The sequence below is a fragment of the Bdellovibrio bacteriovorus genome, assembly GCF_025558485.1.
In the GTDB taxonomy this organism is placed as follows: Bacteria; Bdellovibrionota; Bdellovibrionia; order Bdellovibrionales; family Bdellovibrionaceae; genus Bdellovibrio; species Bdellovibrio bacteriovorus_G.
The window spans coordinates 2,322,144-2,347,431 of sequence record NZ_CP102930.1 but is presented as its reverse complement, the minus strand read 5'-3'; the positions used below and the strand labels follow the sequence as shown (position 1 = coordinate 2,347,431).

Here is a 25,288-nt window from a genome sequence, read left to right as displayed (position 1 = left end):
ATATTTTATCTATCGGCGTGCTGGGGTGATCTTTATAGCAAGAAAGGGAACGTTCCAGGTGATTCCGCTCCAGCCTGGGGCGGGTGAATCAAAATGAGAATAAGGACCTTAAGGAAGGTCTTGTTGCAAGGTGAGTTCAACGTCCCTCAGGATTTTTATTTCGATCGCGATGACCCCTAGGACCACTAAAATTTCGGCCGCCAGCACGATCCGACCCCAGAGGGTGAGTTCAGGATAAGTAAAAATCAGCAAGGCCGAGATCAGGCAATAACCTGTGTTTGCAGCGATAATACTTTTCAGCATCCAGAGCTTGGTCCGTGTTGCCAGAAAAAAACAGCTTAAGGAAAAAATAGAATAAAGAAGCGGGAAGAGAGCCAGACAATAAAGAATATGTCTGGGAACTCCCAGCAGTTCTGAAAAGTGTGGAAGTATGAAGCCAGTCAAAAGAAGGCTGAGCAGTGCCCCCACTCCATCAAAAAGGAACACAGTTTTTCCGTTGAGATATTTCATAGGGGGCGTGACGGATTTTAACATTTCTTAAGGCTATGCGAAGTCGTTTCCTGTGCAAAGGAGTTTCTTGTCTGATGATTGCCACTTGTGTTCAGTATTTCATATCTGCATAATGAAATGGACGCATTGCAGGAGTCAGCTCGATGATCTATTGGTTAGGGGAATTTCTTTCGCAGTATTACGGTCCATTTCGTCTTTTGACGTCGCATCTGGTTTTAAGCGGACTTAATTTTCTTTCCTGCTTTGTCTTGAGCTTCTTTCTGCTGCCAAAGCTGATGCACAGATTACCTCGCGATCGCGGTCGTAACCATGCTGTTCAGGCGGCGGTCGCGGCGGGGAAGCCGACCGGGGCCGGGGTGATCTTTATCTGCCTGTTTGTGGCGATTGAACTTTTGTTTTTGCCTTGGTCCATTGAAGTGCTAGGTATTTTACTTTTGACCTTTGCTGCCATGATGTCGGGCTGGCTGGATGACAAGTCGGTGACCTCGTGGGGGGAATATAAAAAAGGTCTGATTGATATGGTTCTGGCGGTCCTGACGGCCTTCCTGTTAAGTGGCTTAAAGGATGTTGAAATTTGGCTGCCATTTACCTCTCAGATGTTTTTGGTCCCTTTGTGGCTGTTTGTACCTTTGGCGACAATTCTTCTGTGGGCCACCATCAATTCCACGAATTGTACCGACGGCGTTGATGGTCTTTCCGGAACCCTGGTGGCCTTTGCTTTCACCAGTTTAGGGGCCTTGCTGTATTTCGTGTTAGGTCATAAGGACATTGCGCATTACCTGCTTCTGCCTCATTACGCGGATGGTTCTGTCTGGGGAATGATGTCCTTTGCAATGGTCGGCTGTCTTTTGGGGTATCTTTGGTATAACGCAAATCCGTCGGTGCTGTTGATGGGGGATGCGGGCTCGCGAGCTTTGGGCTTCCTGCTGGGGGTCTTTGTGATCAAATCCGGCAATCCATTTTGCATTTTGATTGTGTCGGCTGTTTTGATGGTCAATGGCGGGACGGGGCTTGTGAAGGTGGCCATCATGCGCTTCTTTAAAGTGGCCTTCCTGAAAAGTGTTCGTTTTCCTCTTCATGATCACATGCGCCACAATCGGGGCTGGTCCAACACGCAAGTTTTGGTGCGCTTCACGCTGGTTCAGGTGATGATCACTTTGACCCTTTTGATTTTCTTCATCAAGGTGAGATAGCGGAATTCTGCTTGAGTTTTAAGCAATTTGAGCCCATTAAGAAAAGCGTTGAGGCAAATATTGACGTTTGTTGGCGAAAATGTTTGAGTTACTGTTCGCGTGCCCCGGTGGCGAAACTGGTAGACGCACAGGACTTAAAATCCTGGGCTTCGTTTAAACGGGCGTGCCGGTTCAATTCCGGCCCGGGGCACCACTTTCAGTTCAAGGGAGTTCTATGAAAACATCACTCCAGCCTTCCCAGGATGCACTAAAAAATTTAGAACAAGCTCTTCTGATCAGTCAGCCTACGGATCTTGAACGTGATGGGACTATTCAACGCTTTGAGTACTGCTATGAAATTATGTGGAAAGCAGCACAGCGAATTCTCAAAGAAAATGAAGTTCATGCCGAAACGCCTAAAGTTGTCTTTCGGGAACTGGGTCGCTTGGGGTGGATCCAGAATGTTGAAGATTGGTTGGAGTTCCAAAAAGCACGCAATGAAACCAGCCATGAATATGGTTTGAAATTAGCTTTGCACAGCTATGAGTTGGCCAAGAAGTTCCTTCCTTTAGCGCAAGGTCTTTATAAAGTTTTATTCGAGAAAAGTCGTGACTAAACCCTTAGGTCTTTCGGACTCTCAAATCGAACTCATTGAAATCATCCTCCGAAACTTTCTTAAGTCTAAAGTGGAGTTCACAGTTTCAGTCTTTGGCTCTCGAGTTCGAGGCGGATATCGCCAGTATTCGGATCTAGATCTCTGGATTGAAGCGACTCCAGCACTCACTCGCTCTGAAGAGGCCGACTTAAGAAGCTTATTTGAAGAGTCCAGCTTGCCTATCAAAGTGGATATTGTGACTCCTGAAAGTTGTCTGGAATCTTATCGGGAGAATATTTCGGTGGAAAAAAAAGTTTGGTTGAAATAGAGAGTAAGGTTTTTACTCTGTCTTGGGTGGGCCCACCGAAAGTTTTGCAGAAATTGGTGCATACATTGCCCTAGATCCTGGTGCCTCTACCTATAAAGCAGGCCCGGGAGCGACCCTCTGTGTTGGAATCTGGCAGCTAATCCCGCTTCATAATCATAAAACGGTCTGAAGAGTTGCTGCGATATTGTTTGATTCTATCTTGCAGGAAAAGGGGACTGTCTTCTTCGCGAATGACTTTGAATTGAATCAGACCATAGAAGGACTCTAGGTGATCGTAAGGAATGCAGTAGGTGGGGCCGATATTATTTTCATTCAAATACTTTGCAAAGCTTTCAAGTATTTTAGCCCCGATTTTTTGCGAACGCAGAGAAGAATGAATAATCATGCTTCTTAAAAGAGGCGTGTTTTCCTCCACGCAAAATCGACAGACCCCAACGACATTGTTGTTTGCAAAAGCGATAAAGAATAAATCATCCGGGCGGGATTTGGCAAGGTCGGGGTGCCTAAAAACTTATGGCATCTCTAAAAATTACTAATTGGTCGTTCATGGATGCTTTGTGCGGTGGTGAGGTCATTCAAGCTGCATATTGAAAAGCGGGGCGGGCACATGGGATATCTGCATCAGGGGGCCCTGCCTGTGGGTGGTAAGTATGTGGCGATGCCTGAAAAGTGGGACTGGGCCGAAAGTGTTCTGCACGAAGTGCTGGTGGAAAATAATCTGCCGTTTGAAGAGGAAGCCGGAGAGGCCGCCTTTTATGGTCCGAAGATTGATATTCAAATTGAATCGGTGAATGGAAAAGAGGAAAGTGCTTCCACTGTGCAGTTGGACTTTATCAGTGCAGAGCGCTTTGATTTATCTTTCATCAACGAAGCCGGTGAAAAAGAACGCCCCGTGATTTTGCATCGGGCACCACTGGGTTCGCACGAACGCATGGTGGCCCTGTTGGTGGAACTGTATCAGGGCGCGCTTCCTTTGTGGCTGGCTCCGGAACAGGTGGTGATTGTGCCTTTGGCAGATCGCCATGTCGCCGCTGCGGAAGAGGCCCGAAAGATGTTACATAATGCTTTCTTGCGGGTGCGGGTCGATGAACGCGTGGAATCGCTGCAACGAAAACTGGCCGAAGCCTGGCAGGGGAAGGCCTGTTACGTCGTGGTCATCGGAGATAGGGAAGTGCAGGAAGGCCATGTCAGCGTGCAAAGGCGGGGAGAACCCGCACGCAAAAAAGCTTCCGTCGCAGAGTTGCGGGATTCCTTAGTCAGGGAGGTGGCGGAGCGCCAGTAAAAGGTGTCCGGCAGGCACCTTTTACCTAATAATGGAAGCTCATGCGGTCGGCGATGGATTTTGGCAGAGGTGGGACCTGTGATCTTGGGATCAGGAAGGTTGTCAGGTTGAAGAAGTCGCCAAAAATCTTATGCTTGCCGGTGGCATCAGCCAGGTACTTGTGACCGCTGGAACCTCCGGTGCCGATCTTCTGGCCTAACATGCGCATCGCCATCAAGGCGTGGCGATAGCGCCATGTGGTCATGGTTTCGTCGATGTCTAAAAGGGCGCGAATGATTCTGAACGGAGTTTGCAGAATCGGCTGATCGCGGTGCAGTTGAATCAATAAAGCCGCGTGCATGGCCTTGTGACTTAGGCGGAACTGGCCTTCGGCGCGCAGCTTTTCAAACGCCTTTTCGTCAAACAGAGCATCGAAGCTTTTCAAAGTTTGTTCCAGACCCTCGACGGTTTTCTTTTTGATTTCATCGCTTAGCTGCGGGTTTCTATTTACCGTGTTGATGTCGTCCTGGAACATTTTGTTCACGGCTTCTTTGTAGGATTCCCAGAAGTTGAAGTTTTCACCTTGCAGGAATGGAGTTCTTTCCAGCCATTTTTCCACGCAGTCATGCAAAGAGGGCTGTTTTAAAATTTCCATCATCTCGGCCTGCTGGGATTCACTTAAAGACTTATAGAACGGGGACTGGTTGTAAGCCAGACGATCCCCCATGCGCAGACCCAATTTTGTTTCGATCAAACGCCACTGGTAACTTTGGAAGCCGGAAGCCGGATAAAGCATGTCACGGAAATCCAGGAAATCCAGCGGTGTCATGGTTTCAAGCACATCAATCTGACCGATGATCAGTTTCAGGATGCTGACAATACGCTCTAAGCGCGCACTGGCCATGCCCATTTCCACTTCCGCCACCACGGGTTTTTGGAAGGTGGAAAGAACCGAATTCAATTCAAAGAGGATCTGTTTGAACCACAACTCGTAAGTCTGGTGAACAATAATGAAAAGCAATTCGTCATGAGCCGGTTTTCCGTATTCAACACTTTTCGGATGTTGGGCATCCAACAAAGGGTCCAGCCCAAGATAGGAATGATAATGCACCGGTGGGTATTTCATTGTGAAAGCTCCTTAAGTATTTGAACAAAACCGTCGATGTCCTGCTTTCGGGTGTCCCATGAGGTCATCCAGCGGCATTCAAAAGTGTTTTCGTCCCAGACATAGAAAAAATAATGTTCACGCAACTTTTTCACCCAGTGACTGGGAACGGTTGCGAAAACGGCATTGCTCTGTGGAACTTCCCGCACGCTGACGCCGGGAATGTTCTTGCAGGATTCGTAAAGATATAAAGCCATATCGTAGGAATGGCCGGCGATGTCCTGCCACAGATTGTTCTTAAAATACGCCTCGAACTGACAGGCGATAAAGCGGGTTTTTGAAGGTAATTGTGCTGATTGTTTGCGGATGTATTTAAAATCCGTGGCCAGATCCTTGTTCAGAATCACAACTGCTTCGCCCATCATCAGACCGTTTTTGGTGCCGCCAAAAGAAACAATGTCCACGCCCAGGTCCGTGGTGATTTCCTTGAAACTTTTTTTCAGGAAATAAGCGGCGTTGGCCAGGCGGGCACCGTCAATGTGAACATACAACTTGCGCGCCTTTGCCCACTGAATCAGATCTTTCAGTTCCTGCACAGAATATGTCGTGCCCAGTTCCGTTGGCTGTGTCAGGCTAAGCACTTGAGTTTGGGAATAATGCTGATCCCCGCGGCGGATGAAGGCTTTTTCCAGAGTTTCCACCTGAAGCTTTCCATTCACGGAAGGCAGTGGAAGCAGTTTGCAGCCCGCCATATATTCCGGGGCCCCACATTCATCCACATGGATATGGGCCACATCAGAACAGAATACGGATTGATGGGGCTTTGCCAGAGCTCGCAAGGCGGTGACGTTGGCAGCGGTGCCGTTAAAGACAAAGAACACCTGTGCCTCAGTGCCGAATTGTTTTTTAAATTCCCCCAAGGCTGCTTCGGTCCATTCGTCTGTGCCATAGGCTGGGGCGTGTTCGGTATTCGCCGTCAGCAATGACTCCAGAATGCGAGGATGAATGCCTGCGTGGTTGTCACTGCCAAAACCGCGTTTCATGCGCTAGCTCTTCTTTAGATTTGCAAAAATAAAATTATGAGCCAGCAACGCCGCCAGCTTGCTGGTGCGGTTGTCCTGATCCAGTGGCGGGGAGACTTCGTAAATGCCGATGCCGCGCACGTCGAAATTTTCAATCATCCACAGATAGCTTTGCAAAAACTCTTTGGTGAAAAGGCCGGTGGTCCAGGACTGACTGCATCCCGGGGCTTCGCTGGAAGTGAAGGCATCGATGTCGATGCTCAGGAAGATTTTCTTTTTCTCTTTGCCTTTAAGATAAGACTGCAAGACATCCTGCAAGCCGCGTTCGTTCACATCGTCCAGAGTGAAAACTTCCGCGCCGTGATTTTTCGCCCATTGAATGTGAGCTTTGCTGTTGCATTGGTTCTGGATGCCGACTTCCGCAAAATCCACGTGGCCTTGAAATTCAGAAAGCACACGATGGAAAGGGGTGCCAGAATTAAATCCCTTGTCTGTCGGGCGCACGTCCATATGAGCATCAAAATTGATCAGAACGGCCTCGTCCTTAAAGACATCCAGAAAGCCTGCACCATCGCAGTAGCCGTAGTCATGGCCGCCCCCCAAGGAGATCCAGCGCTTGCCTGACTGTGCCAGTGCGCGCGTGGTTTCACGCGCACGTTCATGTCGTTCGGCCAAAGGTTTTTCTTTGTCGATCAGATCACCCAAATCCAGAATTTGCGGCAGACGGGTGCTTTGCAGGTGCGGGGTCATTTTATACAAGTAAGTGCGGATTTCACGAGGTGCAACCTGTGCACCCACGCGGCCGCCGTTCAGGCCGATGCCCTCATCATCGGGAAAACCGATGATCGCAAAGTCGAAATTGTATTCAGGAAGTTTGCTTAGGTCGCCTTTGGCAAGGAGCTGGACGCATTCTCCAAGACGTGGATCTTCTTTGTCGTTTTTGGTGAAAAGAAGATGTTTGTCGATGGAATGTAGCCAGCTCATTATTTCAGGTCGCCCCACTTATTTAGGTGAAGAGTCCGAGTCACGTTACCCGTTTCGGAATCATAGATTTTCATTGTAGCACGGGATTTATTGAAGCGGATAGTGGCAAAGGTCGTGGACGTCGCGTCAGACAGGAAGACCACCCAGTCTTTACCGGTGGAAGGTGTCACGCTGTAACGATAAGTGATCGGATCAACAATAGTGTAATCCTGACCTTTTTGGAAATCCTTGATACTGATCGGATAGAAGCTCAACGAGTTGAAGTCACGAACAGTCAGCAGACCGTCGGAGCTGTGCCAGTAACCCAGCATTTTCTTCAGACCAACATAGTCCACGCTTTCAATGTAAGCGACACAGCTGTCTGTATCCAAAACTCCCGCAGCAGTCACAGAATCACCCGTGGAAAGACGGCGGATGTTGAATTCAGCATCTTGAGATTTGGCTTCAATTAAAAAACGAACACAGGCAGAATCGGCTCTCAGGTAGGTGCCGGTAATATCGCGTTCAATCGTGCCCGAAAGAGGGCGCGCTGATAAGGCAGCAGATCCTGAAATCAGAATGAGGACGAAAAGCAGAATTCTCATGCCCCACCTTTTTTCATGGGAGCAAATCCCGGTCAATAGTATTCCTACTCCATTTATTTGACCGAGCGAGTCAACTGCCGAAATATGCAGCATTTCTGGCGAAACTCCCGAGTAAAACTCGACATTTCTTGCCCGTCGGCCATGTGTGCTTCTAGGATTGAAATAAATGACCAATGAGAACCAAAACTGTCACTTGTTTTTCCCGTGGAACGGGGACCTGCCGTCCGCGGAAGTCGTCGTTCTGCGCGACGTGGAAATTGTCGGCGTGGGGGCCTTGCGCCGCCATCAACTGGAGACTTTGAAAAAGACCAAAAAGCTGGTGGTGCAAACTCACGAACCACAGATTCCCGATCAGGTGCGCGCGATCTACGACGCTGAACTGTTGCGCACTCTGGAATGGCTTCGTCCTTTCAAAGTGGAAGCCGGGCAGGCCATCGAATTTCAGGCGGAACAGTGGCGACTTTTTGAATTGTTGTTTCCGAAAACGCGGGAATCTTTAGGAGTCGCAGCCGATCGTCTGCGCAACGAGTATCTGCAGAACATGGAATGGAGCAGTTGGCTTTTGCAGGATCACTGGCGTTACTTCGTGGGCTTTCTTCGTCAAAAATTTCCGGGACAGGCGGATATTCTGGAATTAGCGCACTGGGAATGGGTACAGGCGTGGATTGAGATTCAGCCTTTCGATGGTGAAAGTGCCTCTGAACCTGATGTCCTGTCATTGAACCCCAGTCTGCAAATCGTGACTTTGACCAGGGAAAACCCCGTCCTGAAGCGAGACAAAGGTATGTATGCTTTTGTCTATAACTCGCGCACGGCCACTGTGGGGGAAAGGCCACTGGACCTGACAGAGGCGCTATTCATCGACTTATTACAGGAAGACAGGAAGTATTCAAAAAAGCAGCTTCTTGAAATGGCGGCGCTGGGCTTAAAAGCCACACCCTCGCCCTCAGCCGAAGAATTGGAAAAAAAGTTTTTATCACTCGTGGCAGACGATATACTCAAAGACGTTCCTTAATTTCAAACAAGGAGTCTGAATGAGTAAGAAAATCTTTGCCCTCGTTGCTGTTATGATGACAAGCCTCTATGCAGGGACTTCTTTGGCGGCAACCGCCAATGGTGTGATGTTGACGGCCAATGCCTTTATGTACAACACCACTGTGGAGGTCACGCCGGGCACTAAAAGTGAATCCAAAGTCAGTATCTATGACATCAAGCTGGGATATCTAAGTGGTAACGGTTTGTATCTGGGGGGCATCTACACCCTGAGAAATTCTGAAGCGGGCAATAGCAGTTCTGACGGAAATGCGATGGGAGCATCGATTGGTTATGTTGGTTCCAGCGGTTTTTACGTGAAGGGGCACTATCTGGTCAGTGCAGAGCTGGGTGACAACAAAGAAGGCACTGGCATTCAGGGGGACTTTGGTTATCTGACCAATATCACCGGTGCTCTGGTTGTTGGGGTGGAGCTGACTTATCGTTCGATTGAATACAAGAAGAATGACACCGCACCCACCATGGAAAAGCTAAAGCAGGACGAACTGTTTCCGATGCTGACAGTCGGTTTTGTGTTCTAGTTTGAATTTTGCAAAAAAAAAGATTTTTATAAGGGCCTCTTGTGGCCCTTATTTTTTGTTCTGATGCAGGAAATCCTCTTTGACCAGATCATAGAAGGATCTTTTATGGAACATTCGTGAAGCGCTCACTGCAATCGCCGCACTTAGCATCATTGGGAAAAGGGCGGAGTGACGATCCGTCATTTCAAAGATCAGAATAAACGCTGTAAAGGGCGTCTGCATGAAGCCGGACAGAAAAGAAATCATGCATGTCAGAATCAGCAGGTGATGGTTATGAGGCCAGAGGATTTGGGCCATGAATGATCCCATCACGGCTCCGACAGCAAGCGACGGGGCAAACAACCCGCCGGCCGCTCCGGCCAGTGCCATTAACAACGGCCCCGCAATACGCACCAGAACATCCAGGGATTCAGCAGATCCGTCCCTGAAAAGAAGATCTAAAATCAGGGATTTTCCGCCGCCGATGGCGTGGTGACTGATAAAGTAAACACTTGCCCAGAATAAGACCCCACAAGCTACATTTAGCAGGCTTAGGCGTGTGAAAGAGGTTATTTCCTTTCGACGTTGGTGGATGGAGAAAAGAACGGAGCCAAAACTTGCCCCGGCAATGCCAGTCACCGCCGAGGTCAGCACGACCCAAAGATAGGTTTCCCAGCTGATGGATTCGATGCTGGGAAAGCCCAGATAGAGATAGCTTCCCTGAAAGGTCTGAACCAGAAGACCTGTGGTGATGACTGACCAGATGACGTAGGTTTTGAAGTTGTTGAAATAGTCCTTGCTGAGTTCTTCCAATGCATAGGCAATCCCGCCCAGCGGGGTGTTAAAGGCTGCCGCCAGTCCTGAAGCACCCCCGGCCAGAATGAAGGAACGCATGGAAATCTGCTGAATCCATTTCGTGGATTTTTCCCCGATGCGATAGAACAACCCGGAGGCGATTTGCAGTGTGGGTCCTTCCTGTCCAACGGCGCCTCCGCCCAGAACGCAGGCGATGGAGGCCAGGATTTTCATTGTGATCGTGCGAATGCCAATCAAAGAGCGAATCAGGGGTTTGTCCGAGCTGGGATCAAGTTCGTTGGCAATAAGCATCTGGGGAATGCCGCTGCCGCCAGCCTGTTTGGCGAAGCGATAAGGCAAAAACCAGCTGAGATACACCATGGTGATGGTTGAAAGCAGAGAAAGGCTCCAATGCAGTTGTTCCACCACGTTGAGAGCCATTTCCTCGCCCCAGAAAAAAATCTGAGAATAAAGCAAAGAGGTGAGTGCCGCAACAAGACTGGCCACCAGAAAAGGGATCAGGCGCAAAGTGTCCTGATATTCAAAGCGGTCGATGATATTTTGCCAGTTCTGGCGCACGGATGCAAAAGTCATGTTTAACCCTTACTCCTGTTACGCCATGATGGAAACCTTTTTCTGGGAAAAATCACAATCCTTTCAGGATATCATTCAGAAGCTGCAAATGATTCAGAGGATGTTTCCCGACGTGATCGATCATCAGTTTTTTTGCCGCTTCATTTTTCGGCACACCTTCAAAGGTGATCAGACGATCCATCGCATTGGCTGACGACACCAGAACAGCCAACGGGTCCATGTCTTTTTCGCGCAACCCCTTGGGGCCGGAGCCGTTGATGGTTTCCTCGTGCTGGCCGATGATATTGATCACGGTTTGATCAAAGTGCTTTTTATCCTGCACTTTCTGGGCGCCGTCTTCGGGATGTTTCTTCCACAGAGCTACATCGGCTGCCGACATTTGCGCCAAAGGCTGATTCAGATTCAAGGGCGAGTTGTGGTGGCCGTAGTCATGCAGCAAGGCCCCCAAAGTCAGAAGCTGGGTTTTCTTGGGGTCATTGATTCCTAATTTTTGTGCCAGCGCAATGGACAGGGTTGCCACAGTCACACCGTGATGGGAGATGGTTTTGTCCGTGTTTTCAATATTCATCACCGCTGACATGGCCTGTGCGTTGGTCAGTAGGAAGTTGACGTACTTGCCGGCGGCATCTTTGGCGTCATTGTAGGTCGCCACGTTTTCGGGATTTTCAAAGACCTCTTCGGCGTTGCTTTGTTGTGACCCCTGAATGATTTCCGCACGGGTTTGTATGTCTTTGCTGCCGGTGCCGTCATAGGCGGTTTCGATATTCCGTTGCAGATAGGTGCGATAGTTGTTTTCTTCATCCGTCAGGATGTACATTTTGCGTAACTTTTTGTCCTTAAGACGTTGCAGTCGCTCACCTTCGAAGCTGTCGCCGCGACGAAGGTAGAGAATCATCTTGTCGTTGATCTTCACATAGGCATTGAAGTCGATTTTTTGATCACCGCGCAGGGTGCTCACACGAATAGAAACATAATCCATTGCCTGGGTATCCTTCGATTGTTATCGTTAATGGAATGGCGATTGATAAAGAAATTGTAGAAGATTTTGTGTCCGAGTCAAAGTCCTTGATTGAAGAGCTTATTGAGCTTCTCGAAAGTATTGAAGGTGACTTTTCGCAGGTGCAGAAACTGGCCGATTACGGCAACAATGTCGATCGTATTATGGGCGGAGCCAAGAGTCTGGCCTTGATGGCCCCCCCGGATCACGCCTTGCACATGATTGCGGACTATGCGGCGATCTGCAAAGCGGTGGGTTACAAGGCGTCACAAATCAAAGGCAATGAACAGTTCTTTGATATCTGTGTGGCTCTTTTGCTGGATGCGACTGAAACGCTGGAAACACTGTTGGGGCGCATTCATCAGGAGGGACGGATGTTGCGTGAAACGATTCCCCAGGCCTTTATCGAGCGTCTGCGCTGGGTGTCCAGTCAGTTCAGTGAATCCGTCAGTATCAGTGTGGGGACCGGTGCCGCTCCAGCTAAAATGAATCAGTCGGAAATTGATGATTTGTTGAAAAAACTGGGTCTTTAATTTGAAATTTTTTGCAAAGTCCACTGGGCCAGCTCGCCCAGTTTTTCATGTCCTAGCAGGGCCTCCACCTCAGGGCGGAGTTCCTGCAACTTACGATTGGCACAAACCAGCAAGGCATTGCGTTTTAAGCCAAAAGATCCCGCGCGGGCCAATGGAGTCCCCAGAAAATCCCGGCTGATTTTTTTGCCGGAAGCACTCAGGATATAGCGCAGATCCTCCACCAAAAGCTGTTCTTCGGTCCCTGAAAGCGACAGGGATTTTTCTATCGACAACTGACCTTTGAATACTTTTTGATTCCACGGACACACGGTCTGGCACAGGTCACATCCAAAAAACCAGTCACCGATGGCTTCACGCAGGTCCTCGGAAGGGACCTGGCGGGATTCGATGGTCAGATAAGAGATGCATTTTCGGGCATCCATTTTTCGTGGTTCAATCAGGGCTCCGGTGGGACAGATATCCAGACAGCGCGTGCAGGTGCCGCAGAAATCCGGCAGAGGCTCCATTTCCGTGTCGATCTTCAAAGAGGTGTAGATTTCACCAATAAAAAACAAGCTGCCTTTTTTGGGATGAATCAGACAGGTGTTCTTTCCAACCCAGCCAAGGCCGGCGCGTTTTGCCAGATCCCGTTCCAGCACCGGGCTGCTGTCGGTGAATGCTAAAAATTCCTCCTCCGGGAATTGGGCTTGAAGCTGGGTGCACAATTCCTTCATGCGATCCTTGAACCAGAAATGATAATCCATGCCTTGGGCATAAAGACTGACCCGGGCCTGCTTTAGCGGGAATTCGGATTTTTTCTGGGGATGGGGGAAGTAGCTCATGGCAAACACCAAAGCGCTTTGTGCCCGGGGCCACTTGCTTTGCGGATTTTCTTTGATCGGGGCGTGTTCCGCCAGATAGGTCATGTCGCCGTGAAGACCTTCCTGCAGCCATTCTTTGTAGAATTCAAAACTAAGGGGTTTGTTCAATGGCGTGATACCGAAATGGGAAACCCCCAATTCGGTCAAAGTTCCATCAATCAGATTTTTCATCTCCTGTGGCGTCACAAGAACAAACTCTTTCTTTCGGGCCGGTCTTTTTCTACACTGTCAGGGTGAACTCAGTGCAAAAGCTTATTCATTCTCACCCTCATTGGTCGGCAGTGGAATCAATCTACCACACTCTGCAAGCTCATGGCTACAAGGCCTTTTTGGCCGGGGGCTGTGTGCGGGATGCGCTTTTGGGCCTTCAGGCCAATGACCTGGATGTGGCGACAGATGCGAACCCGGATCAGATTGAGTCTTTGTTTAAAAAAACCGTTAATGTCGGTAAAAGCTTCGGGGTGATGCGTGTTCTGGTGGACGGCGCTGATATTGAAGTGGCCACTTTCCGCAATGATGGGGCTTATCTGGACGGGCGACGCCCGGAATCGGTGATTTTCTCAACTCCAGAGGAGGATGCACAAAGACGGGACTTTACCGTCAATGCCCTGATGTATGATCTGGCGACAGAGGAAGTTCTGGATTATGTCGGTGGACAGGCGGATTTGCAGGCAGGCATTTTACGTACGGTGGGTGATGCTGAACGCCGTTTTTTGGAAGATCATTTGCGCCTGTTGCGGGCGGCTCGTTTTTCCGCCCAGTTGAATTTTGTTATCGAAGAAAAAAGTTTTCAGGCCATGACCCGGATGGCCTCGCTGGTGAGCAAGGTCAGTGGCGAACGCATTCGCGATGAGATGAACAAGCTGCTTAAGACCTCGGCGGTCTTGCGCGGCTTGCAGGCGATGGCAGATGCTGGGCTGATGAAAGAACTATTTCCCTTCCGGCTGCGGGATAATTCCTGGCAGCAGAACAATCTGGCTTCGCAGTTCTGGCAGGCTTTGGCGCTGTTTGTGCGGCAGGCGGATTCCGTGGAAATGGAAAAGGCGCTGGATCTGTTAAAGCTTTCCAGTCGCGAACGAAGATGTATCGAGGACTCCTGGGCTGTGTGGCAGGATGCCCGCGCCCTTTTAGAGCTGAATATGGGAAAAAAACTGCAAAAGATGGCCCGTGACGGGGTGGCTTTTGCCCTGCGGATTTTACTGGAGGAAGATTCCGAAAAACTGCAGATTCAGGAGCTGTTTACTCAATGGAACTCCTGGCAGTGCGAATTGCCGAGGCCTTTTTTAACAGGCGAGGATGTTAAGGGGACGCTGACTGGCAAGGCCATAGGGAATTGTCTGGAACAAGCCTATGAATTGCAGCTTGAACGAAGTCTGCACAGCCGGGATGAGGCTTTGCAGTGGTTACAGACGTATTTGAAGAAAGAATCGTGATGACAGAAGCATATGTTCCCAGCACCTGGAGAAGACTTTTTGCCTACAGCATGGATCAGCTGGTGGTCCTGCCATTTTATCTGCCTTTTGCGGGGATCTTTTTACGACTGTTTTTCACTGACGACGAGGTCGTGGTTAATCTGACTCAGTTGTTGGTGCTTTATCTGATTCCGGCGGTGTTTGAAGTTGTGTTTTTGGTTTTGATGCAGGCGACACCGGGAAAATGGCTGATGGGTTTAAAGGTGGTTCCGGCCACGAATTATTCTGAAAAGCTGCATTGGTCTCAGTGTTTGTTGCGCCCGTTGGCGGGACGCTTAAGTTTCTTTTTCTCTGTGGCGATTTATGCCGTGGCCTTCTTTCGTTATGACCGCACTCATCTTTGTGACTGGATTGCGGAAACCCGGGTGGTGCAGGGGACTCCTCGTCCGAAAAAGGCCCAGATCCGCTGGATTCTGGGGACTTTGGTGGTTCTGTTGTATGTCTATGAAGGCATGGTATCGGCCAGGATGATTTTAAAATCCATCGACTGGCAGGAACGTCAGGCGGATTTACGCGAAGTCTTTGATTTGCAGGACTATGTGGACGTCAGTTTCGAGTGACTACTTCAGAACACTGATTTTCCCATTGGTTTCCAGCACGGCCTTTTTGACCTCTTCAGGATTTTCGACACCGTTTTGTCTTAAAGAGGACAGCAGCTCTTCCTGAGTGATGAACTCCTTCCGGCAAAGTTCCTCGTTGATTTTGCCGTCCTTAATCAGGGTTTTTGCGCTCCCATCCAAAAGCTGTTCCATTTTTCGGGAACGAAATATGACCAGATCCACTGTGCGATTCAGAGTTATAAAGGTGGCCACCGCAATCAAGGCTGCGGGGACCGAGTTGTCTCCGCCGGTGATGGCGGAACTGACGGATTCACTTAAGATCAGCAACAGGACCAGATCAAAAGGTCCCATTTCAGCAATCTACTTGTGTCCAAAGAAGCGCAGAAGCACAAAAACTGCCGCGTAAATTATTAAAGACCGTAGAATGTATTCCCACCACGGAAAGCTCAAGGTCCACATGGACTGACTGTAGAAAGATTCAGGATGCCGGGCAAGGCAGGAAAGTGTGTCTTGCGGCAACTTAGGCCGCTGCGGGTTTCCACTTTTTGAAAAGAGATGTGGTGAGCAGCAAATCCACCTCGCCATTGCCACTTAAGGCCTCATCACGAAGATCCGCGATGGCCTGACTGGCGGTTCTAGCTTTTTGATTTTCCTGCAAGGCGGTCATTTCGTGGAAGCGATAGGCAAAGCCCAGTAGTTTGCCCAGTTCGGAGATGTCGCCTCCCTGAAGCTTTTTCGGGAAGCCTTTGCCGTTTCCGGTTTCGCGGTGTTGTCCGATGGCTTCGGCGATTTCCAAAGGCAGCGGAACTTTTTTGGCTTTGACCATATTCACTGAACGCTCTGGATACAGGTGGTATTCAGACTGTTCTTCGTTGCTGTATTCTGTCACGGATTTGCAGCCCACGCTGGCTGGCAGCTGTGCTAGGCCGATATTATGCAGAAGGCCTGCGATCGCAGCGGCTTCGCGCTTTTCCACAGACCATCCCAGCAGTTGGGCAAAGTAGGCGGCATAGGCCGACAGACAAATGCAGTCGTGATAAAGAGTGCGGTTGTTGCCCGCAAAGCGGGAGATTTCATCAAACAGTTCATCCGTGGAAAGGTCCTTCGTCAGCTCAAAGTCAGCGACGATGGATTTGCATTTATCCAGGATTTCTTTCCCTTCAGAATAGTCCGTGGCAGAGCCGCTTAAGAACTGCGCCATGATCTGATAAATCACCTGTTTGGAACGGTGAAACTTTTCAGTCATGGAAATCGGGAAGGGCATGTTGCGCATGCTCATCACGGTGCGGGCGTATTCAAAGAACTGTCCCATCTGGGTTTTCTTGATATACATCTGCTGGCGCAGGGTTTTAAATTTGTCCAGATGCTTTTGATCGACGATGTCACCGGCTTTGCGCATCAGTACAGAACGATGATTGGCGGGCAGGTGGACATAGACATCAAAGTTGATTTGGGTGTCGGCATCCATGTCACGCAGATCCACGGGCATCAACGCGGTGATGGGGATCTGATCGCCTTCCATATTGATGGGCGCAAGTTTTAGCACCATGTCAGAAATGAATTCGCGGTCGAAATTGATGTGCATGATCTGGTCGGCGCCGTTTTTTTTGAGAACCTCAAAATCCAGCGGAGCCAGGGACGAGTGCAGTACAATCACCGGGCAGTCGGGGAAATTCATTTTTGTGGATTGAATCCATTCGCTGGTCAGATTGGTGCCATCCTGACCGTCAACCAGCGCCAAAATCGGGCTGAAGCCTTCCGAATTGCCATAATCCAGGGATTCATCAATAGAGCGGAAGTGTTTCAGGCGGTACGGATAGTAACCCTTCAGGACAACGGTGATGGTTTCCCAGAAGGAGTCGCGCGGACTCCCGATAAGAACATCAACCGTCTTGCCTGAAGCTGAAGTCATTGTTGTACCGAGATTTCCACATAGAAAGTGGAGCCGTTAGTCAGGTTGAAAGGGATCACCAGAGTGGCACCTTTGTCAGCGTGGGTGATTTTAAACTCACCGGAGATGACAGTGGGGATGGCCATTTCAAAGTTATAACCCAATTGATTCAAGGTTGTTTTTGCAGAGCCATAGATCATGTTGGTCATTTCACCCACAGCATCGGAAACATCCCCGTTGATGGAGGTGTATTTTTCGCCCAGCATGTTTTCCAGAATGTGGAAGATGCTGTCTTTGCCATAGGAAATCAGCAAAGTGCCTTTCAAAGGGGGTGCGACCATTCCGACCATGCCGGCGATTTCCCCTTTAAGCACAAACTGAGGCTCGATAAAGGGCTTACCCGGTGTGGCGTCTGTTTGAGCCATGGTTTTCAGGGTTTTAATAACGCCATCAACGAAGGCGTTGATCAGGCGTTTGTCGAAAAGGGGATTTAGGGCCTCTACTTTTGGTGCAGCAGACATTGATTACTCCTGGGCAAAGGCTTAGGAAGCTTTTGCCTGAGTTGAAGGGTTGTGTTTCGCCCAAACGCGCTCCATCTTGGCTTTCAAAGTCGCCGAGTTGAAAGGCTTCACCACGTAGTCGGAAACGCCGGCTTTTGCGGCCTCCAGAATGTGTTTTTGTTCGGACTCTGCCGTCACCAGCATGAAGGGAACAGACTTAGTGCGGGGATCTGCTTTGCAGGCCTTCAAAAGGTCAATTCCCTGCATTCCGGGCATATTCCAGTCCGAAATGATGAAACCGTAAGGCTGTCCTGCATCATGAGCGGCCTGGATCAACGGCAGGGCGGTTTTACCATCGTCAGCCTCCTCAACATTGGTGTAGCCCAGCTCATTTAGCACTTTTTTAATGATTTTTCGCATAGTTGCGAAGTCATCAACGACCAAAAACTTTGTATTTGTGGGAAACATAATATCTCCTGAAGGTTGTAAACTGTGTAAAATCCTCATGCTTATCGGTCTAGTTTTTTAAAACTAGAGTCCAAAGCTATTGCGAATTTCAGTTTTTGTTGTCAGACTTTATTACAGGTGGTCGAGGCTGCTTTTGGACATGAGTCCTGGGTGGCGTTGAAGGTTTAGACGGATTTAAAAACTAAAAACAATTAGCGGGAGGGAGCAAGGATGCTCAGAGATGTCCTGATTCAAAAAGGTCTTTCAAATAGAGAGGCAGAAGTTGCTGAACTTGTGTCTAAAGGCTTGTCCAACAAGGAAGTTGCGAACCAGCTTTTTGTAACTGAGAAAACAGTTAAATTTCACCTCACAAACATCTACAAAAAAATGAATGTGAAGTCTCGTGCACAGTTGATCGTATGGTGCTTGCCTCACCTTGGTTTTGTTGAAAGCGAAATTCGCGCTGAAAACAACAACCAAAGTGCAGCTGCTGCGACTGCATTCAATAACAACGCAACTCAAACGATCCCAGCTGGATCTGCGACAGTTGCAGGTACTACAACTCTACCAGGTAGCGGTTTGAACCGTGGCGGTAATTCCGATATTGGTATGGGCGGCATCTAATCTTTATTGATTAGATTGGTTCTAAGGCGCAGGATGTGGGAACACAGACCTGCGCTTTGTTTTTTTAGAAAGGGGCTGCAACTTGGCTGCTTCAAAACCCGTCTCATCTTCTCAAGTGGTAATGACTCAACTGGTTCTGCCTTCCCATACGAATTCCTTGGGAAGTGTCTTCGGCGGAACGATCATGTCCTGGATCGATATCTGCGCCGCCATCTGTTCTCAACGGCATTGTAACAAGGAAACTGTCACGGCCAGCATTGACCGTCTGGACTTCGTGGCACCGGTTTATAAGGGCTGGGTGGTAAACCTCAAAGCAAGTGTGAACTACACTTCACGCACTTCCATGGAAGTGGGGGTTCGCGTGGATGCTGAAAATCCAAAAACAGGCGAAACTTTCCATACGGCTTCGGCATATCTGACTTTTGTAGCTTTGGGCTCTATGGGAAAACCCACGGAAGTTCCGGGCTTGGTGCTTGAAACAGATGATGACAAGCGCCGCTATGAGCAGGCGAAAAAACGCCGCGAGATCCGTCTGCAGAACAAGAGTAAGTAGTTCTATTTACAAAGAAGTTCGATCCAGCGAAGGGCTTCCTTCACTTTTCGATTGGCAGGTGAGTCTTCGTTCTGGTTGTCGCCGGTCAGGACATCCTGCTTTTTGCGGGCGCAGTCTTTCTTGGATTTGTCTTTCATCTTGGCCAGCTCAAAAGCTGGTTCCATCGTATAAAACAGACGGGCCACGTTTTGTTCCTGATCATTGCCTTCCGTCGGGTGGGCCTTTTCGTACTGATTCAAAGTGAATTCAAATGATTTTTCCAGCTCTTGAAGGGCCGGGACTTTTTTTGCAAAAGTGGTTTCCTTCGAGGCTTTTTCAAATGCCGTCTGGGATTCCTTAAAAAAATCCTCGACCGATTTCAAAGGGGCAGCCTGAGCCTGGATCAGCAATAGAGTCAGGATTACATAAGACATGAATCCCCCTTTTTATCCGCGGGAGTGTGAGGAGCGCCGGGCTTGTATTCATCCAACAGTTCATTCATTTTCGCTTCGGTCTGACGGACGTAGGCGTTGTTTTGGATGATCTTGGAAACGGCTTCTCCGGGAGGGGTGTTATTGGAAAGACGCAGGCGACGGATCAGGGATTTGGCTTCAGCCGGACCTTGTGGACCATAGGCTACCAGAGTCAGATAATTCAAAACATCCTGATTTGCAGCAAGCTTACCGGAACGGGCTGCAAGGGCCGGTTTAACGATTTGATCGCGGATATGAGCATAATATCCCAAGGAATAAATCAGATTGCGTGCAACACCTTTTCCGGGGCTGACCCAGGTGCAATAATTTCTCGCAGAACCCGGGCGCGGCGGAGGATTCACCAGATCATCCTTCATGATTTCCTTGAAGGGCTTGCAGGCGGGGTTGGTGCTTTTCATCAGGGTTTCCAGAACATGTCGTCCATTGCCCTCGATAAATTGGCCGTCCTCTTTCCATCCGGCAATTTCTTTCACTGGATTGGAGGTCAACTGGCCCATGCCCACGCCACCGTTGTAGGCGACGTAGAAATTGAATGCGGTCTCGTTGTTGATTTTTTTCAGGATAAAGCGCGGATCAATCGGGGCACGTCCTGAAGACATGCAGGACAGGGCTTGATTCAGTGAATACTGGATAAAGTCCACGGTGGAGGAATTCAAGCACGGAGCGGATTTTCCGGCATTTTCAAATTTCACGGGTTTGTCTTTTAAGCAGCTATAGCCCTGATTGCCAACCTCGCGCTGTAAAGAGGCCTCAATGCATTCGCGGCGGATGGCTTTTACCGGACTTTGGGTTTTGGCCACCTTGACGATGTCCTTGCTGGCTTTTTGCAAAGTCTTAAAGCGGTCTTGCAGCTCGCAGGCCACGACATAACCCGCTTTTTGCGAGGCTTCAAAGTTGGAATAGGCAAAGGCTTGAGTCAGGGGATCGGTGGCCTGAATCAGGCTGCGATTGATATCCAGATTCGAGGCGCCTTTCTTTCCCGATTTATCATTCACGCATTGAGGGCCGTCGGCCCATGCGGGCGCTGTCGCAGCAAGAACAAAAGCCATCGTAATGAGTTGGGAAGTAAAGTGTCTCACCTGCGGCTTATCGGTGAGATTGTGGAAAAACTGAGTTAAAAATGAAAAATCCCAAGACCTTTGTCTTGGGATTTTTCATTAAGTGATCCTTAAATTTCGGGCAGTTATTTGACCAGATATTCTTTCCAGCGATTCAGCAGGGACGGCGTCAGTTGAGTGTAGCATACAGTCCCTTCCGTCGCGGTTTCTTTGCGCAGAATCTGGGCTTCGCGCCCCAGGTCGAAGATTTTGTATTCTTCAGATCTTGGGAAGTAAAGTTGAACATCCTGTTGCATCTCGCTGACGGTCTGAGCCATCAGCTTTTTCAACTGCTCCATGCCTTGTCCGGTCAAAGCGCTGACGAACACGCGTGGATAGGCTTTGACTCTAAATTGTCTTTCCAAAGGTGCGATATCACTTTTGTTAAAGACATGGATGATTTTTTTATCCTGCCAGTTGAATTCCTTGATCAGTTCCTCAACAACTTCAATTTGGCGTTCCATATTGGGTGAAGACAGATCCACCACATGCAGTAAAACGTCGGCTTCGGAGGATTCTTCAAGTGTTGCTTTAAAGGCTTCAATCAATTGAGTTGGCAGTTTGCGGATGAATCCCACGGTGTCAGTGACAACAGCCGGTGGACCATCTGGCAAAAAGATTTTGCGAGTTGTCGGGTCCAGGGTGGCGAAGACCTGATTCTTGGTCATCACTTGCGCCCCGGTCAGACGATTCAGAATGGAGCTTTTTCCAGAGTTGGTATATCCGATCAAAGCGAAAGACGGAATTTCGTGACGACGACGGGATTGTCTGTGTTGTGCACGGTTTTGGCGAACACTTTCAAGTTTCTTCTTAATAAGGGCCACGCGTTCACGGATGCGACGACGGTCATTTTCCAGCGCGGTTTCCCCAGGCCCCCGGGTTCCGATACCGCCCCCTTGACGGGACAGGGAATCCAGCCACGCGCCGACATTGCGAGGCATTTGATCCAGCAGTTGTGCAAGTTCCACTTGAAGTTTTCCTTCAAAGGTCTGCGCACGCTGGGCAAAGATATCCAAAATCAATTGATTGCGGTCGATCACGCGGGCTTTGACGATTTGCTGCAAGTTTCGTTGCTGAACTCCGGAAAGCTGGTGGTCCATCACCACAATTGTAGCGCCGCTGTCGCGAACCATCTCAGCCACTTCCTCGACCTTGCCGGTCCCGATCAGTGTTGCCGGATTCCACTGTGGCAGAACCTGAATAATAGAACCAACGATTTCTCCGCCTGCGGCAGAAACCAGCTCTTCAAGTTCCAGCAGATTTTCTTTGATTTCAGTAAGGGGCTCGGTCTTCAGACCGACACCAATGACGATTGCTCTATCCTGGTCTTTGACATGGGCTTGATTATTCAATCAGGAAAACCCTCCCTTGGTCTTAATTTTAGCACGGTCGCAGAAGCTCACAAAGTTAAATTTTGTCCTAACAAAGAAACGATTCCACCACCGAGAATCAGAATTGCACTGGGGATGCGGCGGGCCAGCAGCCGTAAGCTTAGCAGGAATAAGGTCCAGCTTAAGGCCCCGGTCAGGGAACCCATCGCAAGCGTTATGAAGACGGAAATCAAAAGCCCCACCGATACCGCCACGACACCTTTTAGAAAGTGTTGCAGGGATTCAGAGTTTTCCAGTCGGCGATGCAGAACGATACTTAAAGCCACAAATACAAATGCGGGCAGAAAAATTCCCAATGTGGCAACTGTAGCTCCCAAAGGCCCGTGCACCAGATAGCCCACGAAAGTGGCGGTGGTGAAAACCGGCCCCGGTGTGAACTGTCCGACCGCGACGGCATCCAGTAATTGTGTTTGGGTGATCCAACCGCGTTTTTCCAACAACTCGGTTTGTAGAAAGCTTAGTAAAACATAGCCACTGCCAAAAAGAACAGAACCGATTTTAAAGAACACCCAAAAAAGCGGCCCCAGATTCCACAGGCGCTTTTCAGGATGCAGAACCACCCACGCCAGTGCGCCCCCCACAAACAGCAGTGGAATTTCTGAAATGCCTCGTTGGTGCAGCCCCACCGTGATGCCCACGGCGGTTCCCATAAAAATATGAACAGGGGATAGGGAGCCTTGTTGCTGGAAAAGCTCCCGATAGGTTTTCTTATCAAAAAGACTTAAAATAAATCGCCCCAAGGCCTGAAGAATGATCGCCAGAATAACGGCTTTCACACCCGATAAAAAAGTTTCAGTTTCAGGGAGCTTTGCATAAAGACTGTAGAAATAAGCCAGGGTCAGAACAATCAGAAATGCGGGCAGGATAAAGCAGGCTCCGGCAATCCAGAAACCTTTCCAGCCAGCGCGGCGATAACCAATATGAATTGCAAGTTCGGTGGAATTGGGGCCGGGAATTAAATTAGCCAAAGCCAGAAGTTTTAAAAAATCATCCCGGCTGATCCATTGGCGATGGTGGACACACTCTTCCTCCATCATCGAAATATGGGCTGCGGGGCCGCCAAAAGAGGTGGCCCCCAGCTTCAGAAAAATCCTTGCCAGCTCTGTCACAGAGCTGGACGGACTATTTCTTTGCACGGTTTTTTAGAACTTCCTTGATGAACTGTGCTTCCAGCGCGGTGAACACCACAGAGTTCACGATGCCATCCACAGTTGTGGTTCTTTGCAGAACGTTTGCGGATCTGCGAATGCCTGTCAGGAATGGGCCGATCACTTCGACTTTGCCGATTTGTTGGATCAGTTTGTAAGTGATATTGGCGGATTCCAGATTCGGGAAGACCAGAATGTTGGCGCCACCTTTCAAGTCCGAGAATGGGAACAGGCGTTCCATGATTTCAGGGTTCACAGCCGTGTCGGCCTGCATGTCACCTTCGACCATCAGTTCCGGGCGGATTTCGCGCACCAGCTCTGCCGCACGTTTCATTTTCTTCGGAGTGCCATCGGCGCCGCTGAAGTTGGAATAACTTAGCATTGCCACGCGTGGCTGAATACCGAAGTATTCTACGATGCCCGCGGCCTGCAAAGCGATCTGCGCGCATTGTTCTGCTGTGGGGTTGAAGTTGACGGTCGTATCCGCCAAAACCAGGAATTTATCTTCAAGAAGAACAAAATTCAGTCCGGCAGGAACTCCATCTTTGAAAGTTCCAATGGATTGCAGAATTGGACGAACTGCATCGGCATAGTTGATGGAGGCCCCACTCACCATACCGTCAGCATCACCCATGCGCACCATCATGGCGGCAAAGTGATTTGGCTCTGCCATCAAGCGTTCGGCTTCTCTTAGGTTCACCCCTTTACGTTGTCTGTAGGCGTAAAGCTTTTCAACGTAAGAATAATACTTCGGATAAGAAGACGGGTGAATGATGGTGACATCTTTCAGTAGAGGAATATCCAGCGCGTTGATTTTTTCTTTCACGCGGTCCGGGTAACCCAAAAGAATCGGCTGGCAGATTCTTTCTTCAACCAAAGTCGCCAAAGCCTTCAAAACCTTGGTGCTGGTGCCTTCCGGGAAAACAATGCGCGGCAGTTCACCGCCATTGGCATCTGCATTCTGGTGCACACGATTGATAGCAGAGCGGATGAACACTTTAGACGGGCCCTGCAAAGCCTCCAAAGTTTCCAGATAAGAATCCCAGTCTTCGATTGCGCGAGTCGCCACGCCGGACTTCATTGCGGCCTTCGCCACCTCCGGAGCCACGCGCAAAAGCACGCGCGTATCAAATGGTTTTGGGATCAGATAGTCACGGCCGAATTTAAAGCTCTTACCACCGTAAGTGGCAGAAACTTTGTCCGGCACATCTTCGCGTGCCAGTTTTGCCAAAGCATGAACCGCCGCAAGTTTCATTTCTTCATTGATTTGGGTGGAGCGTGTATCCAAAGCTCCACGGAAAATGGATGGGAAGCCCAGAACGTTGTTCACCTGATTTGGATAGTCTGAACGGCCTGTGGCGATAATTGCATCCGGACGAGCGGCACGCGCCTTGTCCGGCGTGATTTCCGGTTCCGGGTTGGCCATGGCGAAGATGACAGGATCTTTAGCCATGTCTTTAAGCATTTCCGGAGTCAGTGCTCCAGCCACAGAAAGACCGACAAACACATCCGCGCCTCGCAAGGCTTCAGAAAGCGTGCGCGCCTCTGTATTAGAGGCGAAGAATTCTTTGTATTTATTCATGCCCACCGTGCGGCCTTTGTAGATAACGCCTTGAGAATCACACATAATGATGTTTTCGCGACGTGCACCCAGAGCGATAAAGATACGCGCGCAGGAATTTGCAGAAGCTCCTGCGCCGTTCACGACGATGCGGATTTCTTCCATTTTGCGGTTGGTGATCGCGCAAGCATTCAACAGCGCGGCCCCGGAAACAATCGCAGTTCCGTGCTGGTCATCGTGGAAAACCGGGATGTTCATTTCTTTTTTCAGACGCTCTTCGATTTCAAAACATTCGGGAGCTTTAATGTCCTCCAGATTGATACCACCGAAAGTGGGTTCTAAAACGCGAACGGCATTGCAGAAAGTGTCCACGTCATTTGTCGCCACTTCGATATCGAAAACATCAATGCCCGCAAACTGCTTGAACAAAATGCCTTTACCTTCCATCACGGGTTTGCCGGCAGCAGGACCGATATTTCCCAGGCCCAAAACGGCTGTCCCGTTAGAGATCACGGCCACCAGATTTCCCTTGGCTGTGTAGTCGTAAACTTTGGAAGGATCTTTGGCGATGGCTTTACATGGCGCTGCCACCCCCGGAGAATATGCTAAGGAAAGATCTTTTTCCGTCGCGCAGGGCTTTGAAGAGATGACTTCAATTTTCCCCGGCTTTCCCATTTG

At 49.4% G+C, this 25,288-nt stretch carries 28 protein-coding genes, 1 tRNA gene and 1 pseudogene; 12 read left to right on the top strand and 18 right to left on the bottom strand.

The annotated features are described in order from the left end of the window. Positions 1-108 precede the first annotated feature (108 nt). Positions 109-510, bottom strand: coding sequence for a hypothetical protein (locus EZJ49_RS11540; RefSeq protein ID WP_262552296.1), 402 nt, complete (start codon positions 508-510; stop codon positions 109-111). A 143-nt stretch (positions 511-653) separates the two neighbouring features. On the opposite strand from EZJ49_RS11540, the gene EZJ49_RS11535 reads away from it, so the two are divergent. The 4 genes from EZJ49_RS11535 (at position 654) to EZJ49_RS16435 (ending at position 2,605) form a co-directional block, all read left to right on the top strand. After that, positions 654-1,703 carry a hypothetical protein gene (locus EZJ49_RS11535; RefSeq protein ID WP_262552295.1) on the top strand — a complete coding sequence of 350 codons (1,050 nt, stop codon included), beginning with the start codon at positions 654-656 and terminating at the stop codon, positions 1,701-1,703. A 101-nt stretch (positions 1,704-1,804) separates the two neighbouring features. Next, positions 1,805-1,896, top strand: a tRNA-Leu gene (locus EZJ49_RS11530). Between the two features lie 21 nt (positions 1,897-1,917). After that, positions 1,918-2,298, top strand: a complete 381-nt coding sequence (locus tag EZJ49_RS11525) for a nucleotidyltransferase substrate binding protein (RefSeq protein ID WP_262552293.1) — start codon at positions 1,918-1,920, stop codon at positions 2,296-2,298. Continuing rightward, entirely contained in the window at positions 2,291-2,605 is a 315-nt protein-coding gene (locus EZJ49_RS16435; RefSeq protein ID WP_410468737.1) for a nucleotidyltransferase family protein, read from the top strand. The genes EZJ49_RS11525 and EZJ49_RS16435 overlap by 8 nt, the downstream gene beginning before the upstream one ends. Positions 2,606-2,741: 136 nt before the next feature. Here EZJ49_RS16435 and EZJ49_RS11520 read toward each other — a convergent pair. Beyond that, positions 2,742-3,077: pseudogene (locus EZJ49_RS11520) on the bottom strand (GNAT family N-acetyltransferase); the annotation flags it as partial. Between the two features lie 135 nt (positions 3,078-3,212). On the opposite strand from EZJ49_RS11520, the gene EZJ49_RS11515 reads away from it, so the two are divergent. Continuing rightward, a complete protein-coding gene (locus tag EZJ49_RS11515; protein ID WP_262552292.1) occupies positions 3,213-3,887 on the top strand; it encodes a His/Gly/Thr/Pro-type tRNA ligase C-terminal domain-containing protein in 675 nt (224 codons plus the stop codon). 25 nt (positions 3,888-3,912) lie between these two features. Here EZJ49_RS11515 and EZJ49_RS11510 read toward each other — a convergent pair whose 3' ends face one another. The 4 genes from EZJ49_RS11510 to EZJ49_RS11495 are packed head-to-tail and all read right to left on the bottom strand — an operon-like array spanning position 3,913 to position 7,561. Continuing rightward, positions 3,913-4,992 (bottom strand): tryptophan 2,3-dioxygenase, encoded by a 1,080-nt coding sequence (locus EZJ49_RS11510; protein WP_262552291.1) that lies wholly within the window; start codon positions 4,990-4,992, stop codon positions 3,913-3,915. Further along, positions 4,989-6,014 (bottom strand): threonine aldolase family protein, encoded by a 1,026-nt coding sequence (locus EZJ49_RS11505; protein WP_262552289.1) that lies wholly within the window; start codon positions 6,012-6,014, stop codon positions 4,989-4,991. The genes EZJ49_RS11510 and EZJ49_RS11505 overlap by 4 nt, the downstream gene beginning before the upstream one ends. 3 nt (positions 6,015-6,017) lie before the next feature. Further along, positions 6,018-6,977 (bottom strand): formimidoylglutamase, encoded by a 960-nt coding sequence (locus tag EZJ49_RS11500; protein ID WP_262552288.1) that lies wholly within the window; start codon positions 6,975-6,977, stop codon positions 6,018-6,020. Next, positions 6,977-7,561: a hypothetical protein gene (locus EZJ49_RS11495; RefSeq protein WP_262552287.1), complete on the bottom strand. Its 585-nt coding sequence runs from the start codon at positions 7,559-7,561 to the stop codon at positions 6,977-6,979. Before EZJ49_RS11495 ends, EZJ49_RS11500 begins: the two co-directional genes overlap by 1 nt. A gap of 166 nt (positions 7,562-7,727) precedes the next feature. Between EZJ49_RS11495 and EZJ49_RS11490 the strand changes: the two genes are divergently transcribed. Together EZJ49_RS11490 and EZJ49_RS11485 are read left to right on the top strand one after the other, a co-directional pair. Further along, complete coding sequence (locus EZJ49_RS11490) at positions 7,728-8,576, top strand: hypothetical protein (protein ID WP_262552286.1); 849 nt, start codon at positions 7,728-7,730, stop codon at positions 8,574-8,576. A 19-nt stretch (positions 8,577-8,595) separates the two neighbouring features. Next, a complete protein-coding gene (locus EZJ49_RS11485) occupies positions 8,596-9,135 on the top strand; it encodes a hypothetical protein (protein WP_262552285.1) in 540 nt (179 codons plus the stop codon). A 48-nt stretch (positions 9,136-9,183) separates the two neighbouring features. Here EZJ49_RS11485 and EZJ49_RS11480 read toward each other — a convergent pair whose 3' ends face one another. Beyond that, on the bottom strand, positions 9,184-10,503 hold the full coding sequence (locus tag EZJ49_RS11480) for a chloride channel protein (RefSeq protein WP_262552284.1): 1,320 nt from the start codon (positions 10,501-10,503) through the stop codon (positions 9,184-9,186). Between the two features lie 52 nt (positions 10,504-10,555). Then, positions 10,556-11,482, bottom strand: a complete 927-nt coding sequence (locus EZJ49_RS11475) for an HD-GYP domain-containing protein (protein ID WP_262552283.1) — start codon at positions 11,480-11,482, stop codon at positions 10,556-10,558. A 68-nt stretch (positions 11,483-11,550) separates the two neighbouring features. On the opposite strand from EZJ49_RS11475, the gene EZJ49_RS11470 reads away from it, so the two are divergent. Beyond that, on the top strand, positions 11,551-12,033 hold the full coding sequence (locus EZJ49_RS11470; protein ID WP_262552281.1) for a hypothetical protein: 483 nt from the start codon (positions 11,551-11,553) through the stop codon (positions 12,031-12,033). Here EZJ49_RS11470 and queG read toward each other — a convergent pair. After that, the gene (gene queG, locus EZJ49_RS11465; RefSeq protein ID WP_262552280.1) at positions 12,030-13,079 is read right to left on the bottom strand and encodes a tRNA epoxyqueuosine(34) reductase QueG; all 1,050 of its coding nucleotides are present in this window, start codon (positions 13,077-13,079) and stop codon (positions 12,030-12,032) included. The two genes, EZJ49_RS11470 and queG, sit on opposite strands and share 4 nt — an antisense overlap. A gap of 56 nt (positions 13,080-13,135) precedes the next feature. Here queG and EZJ49_RS11460 point away from each other — a divergent pair, with 56 nt between their 5' ends. After that, positions 13,136-14,326: a CCA tRNA nucleotidyltransferase gene (locus tag EZJ49_RS11460; protein ID WP_262552279.1), complete on the top strand. Its 1,191-nt coding sequence runs from the start codon at positions 13,136-13,138 to the stop codon at positions 14,324-14,326. Beyond that, a complete protein-coding gene (locus EZJ49_RS11455) occupies positions 14,293-14,925 on the top strand; it encodes an RDD family protein (RefSeq protein ID WP_262552277.1) in 633 nt (210 codons plus the stop codon). Before EZJ49_RS11460 ends, EZJ49_RS11455 begins: the two co-directional genes overlap by 34 nt. On the opposite strand, the gene EZJ49_RS11450 is transcribed toward EZJ49_RS11455, so the two are convergent. The 4 genes from EZJ49_RS11450 to EZJ49_RS11435 all read right to left on the bottom strand — a co-directional run bounded on the left by EZJ49_RS11450 (position 14,926) and on the right by EZJ49_RS11435 (position 17,784). After that, the gene (locus EZJ49_RS11450; protein ID WP_262552276.1) at positions 14,926-15,276 is read right to left on the bottom strand and encodes a DUF421 domain-containing protein; all 351 of its coding nucleotides are present in this window, start codon (positions 15,274-15,276) and stop codon (positions 14,926-14,928) included. A gap of 169 nt (positions 15,277-15,445) precedes the next feature. Next, positions 15,446-16,837 (bottom strand): HD-GYP domain-containing protein, encoded by a 1,392-nt coding sequence (locus tag EZJ49_RS11445; protein ID WP_262552275.1) that lies wholly within the window; start codon positions 16,835-16,837, stop codon positions 15,446-15,448. Continuing rightward, positions 16,834-17,337 (bottom strand): chemotaxis protein CheX, encoded by a 504-nt coding sequence (locus EZJ49_RS11440; RefSeq protein WP_262552274.1) that lies wholly within the window; start codon positions 17,335-17,337, stop codon positions 16,834-16,836. The genes EZJ49_RS11445 and EZJ49_RS11440 overlap by 4 nt, the downstream gene beginning before the upstream one ends. 21 nt (positions 17,338-17,358) lie before the next feature. After that, positions 17,359-17,784, bottom strand: coding sequence for a response regulator (locus EZJ49_RS11435; protein ID WP_262552273.1), 426 nt, complete (start codon positions 17,782-17,784; stop codon positions 17,359-17,361). A gap of 210 nt (positions 17,785-17,994) precedes the next feature. Between EZJ49_RS11435 and EZJ49_RS11430 the strand changes: the two genes are divergently transcribed. Together EZJ49_RS11430 and EZJ49_RS11425 are read left to right on the top strand one after the other, a co-directional pair. Next, positions 17,995-18,387, top strand: coding sequence for a helix-turn-helix domain-containing protein (locus EZJ49_RS11430; protein ID WP_262552272.1), 393 nt, complete (start codon positions 17,995-17,997; stop codon positions 18,385-18,387). A gap of 121 nt (positions 18,388-18,508) precedes the next feature. Then, complete coding sequence (locus tag EZJ49_RS11425; RefSeq protein ID WP_410468766.1) at positions 18,509-18,940, top strand: acyl-CoA thioesterase; 432 nt, start codon at positions 18,509-18,511, stop codon at positions 18,938-18,940. Positions 18,941-18,942: 2 nt separating this feature from the next. Here EZJ49_RS11425 and EZJ49_RS11420 read toward each other — a convergent pair whose 3' ends face one another. The 5 genes from EZJ49_RS11420 to EZJ49_RS16390 form a co-directional block, all read right to left on the bottom strand. Further along, a complete protein-coding gene (locus EZJ49_RS11420) occupies positions 18,943-19,353 on the bottom strand; it encodes a hypothetical protein (RefSeq protein WP_262552270.1) in 411 nt (136 codons plus the stop codon). After that, positions 19,341-20,492: a hypothetical protein gene (locus tag EZJ49_RS11415; RefSeq protein ID WP_262552269.1), complete on the bottom strand. Its 1,152-nt coding sequence runs from the start codon at positions 20,490-20,492 to the stop codon at positions 19,341-19,343. Before EZJ49_RS11415 ends, EZJ49_RS11420 begins: the two co-directional genes overlap by 13 nt. A gap of 104 nt (positions 20,493-20,596) precedes the next feature. Next, positions 20,597-21,862, bottom strand: a complete 1,266-nt coding sequence (gene hflX / locus EZJ49_RS11410) for a GTPase HflX (RefSeq protein WP_262552268.1) — start codon at positions 21,860-21,862, stop codon at positions 20,597-20,599. Between the two features lie 47 nt (positions 21,863-21,909). Further along, the gene (gene chrA, locus EZJ49_RS11405) at positions 21,910-23,037 is read right to left on the bottom strand and encodes a chromate efflux transporter (protein ID WP_262552267.1); all 1,128 of its coding nucleotides are present in this window, start codon (positions 23,035-23,037) and stop codon (positions 21,910-21,912) included. Next, positions 23,024-25,285, bottom strand: a complete 2,262-nt coding sequence (locus EZJ49_RS16390; RefSeq protein WP_410468765.1) for an NADP-dependent malic enzyme — start codon at positions 25,283-25,285, stop codon at positions 23,024-23,026. Before EZJ49_RS16390 ends, chrA begins: the two co-directional genes overlap by 14 nt. Positions 25,286-25,288: the final 3 nt, after the last annotated feature.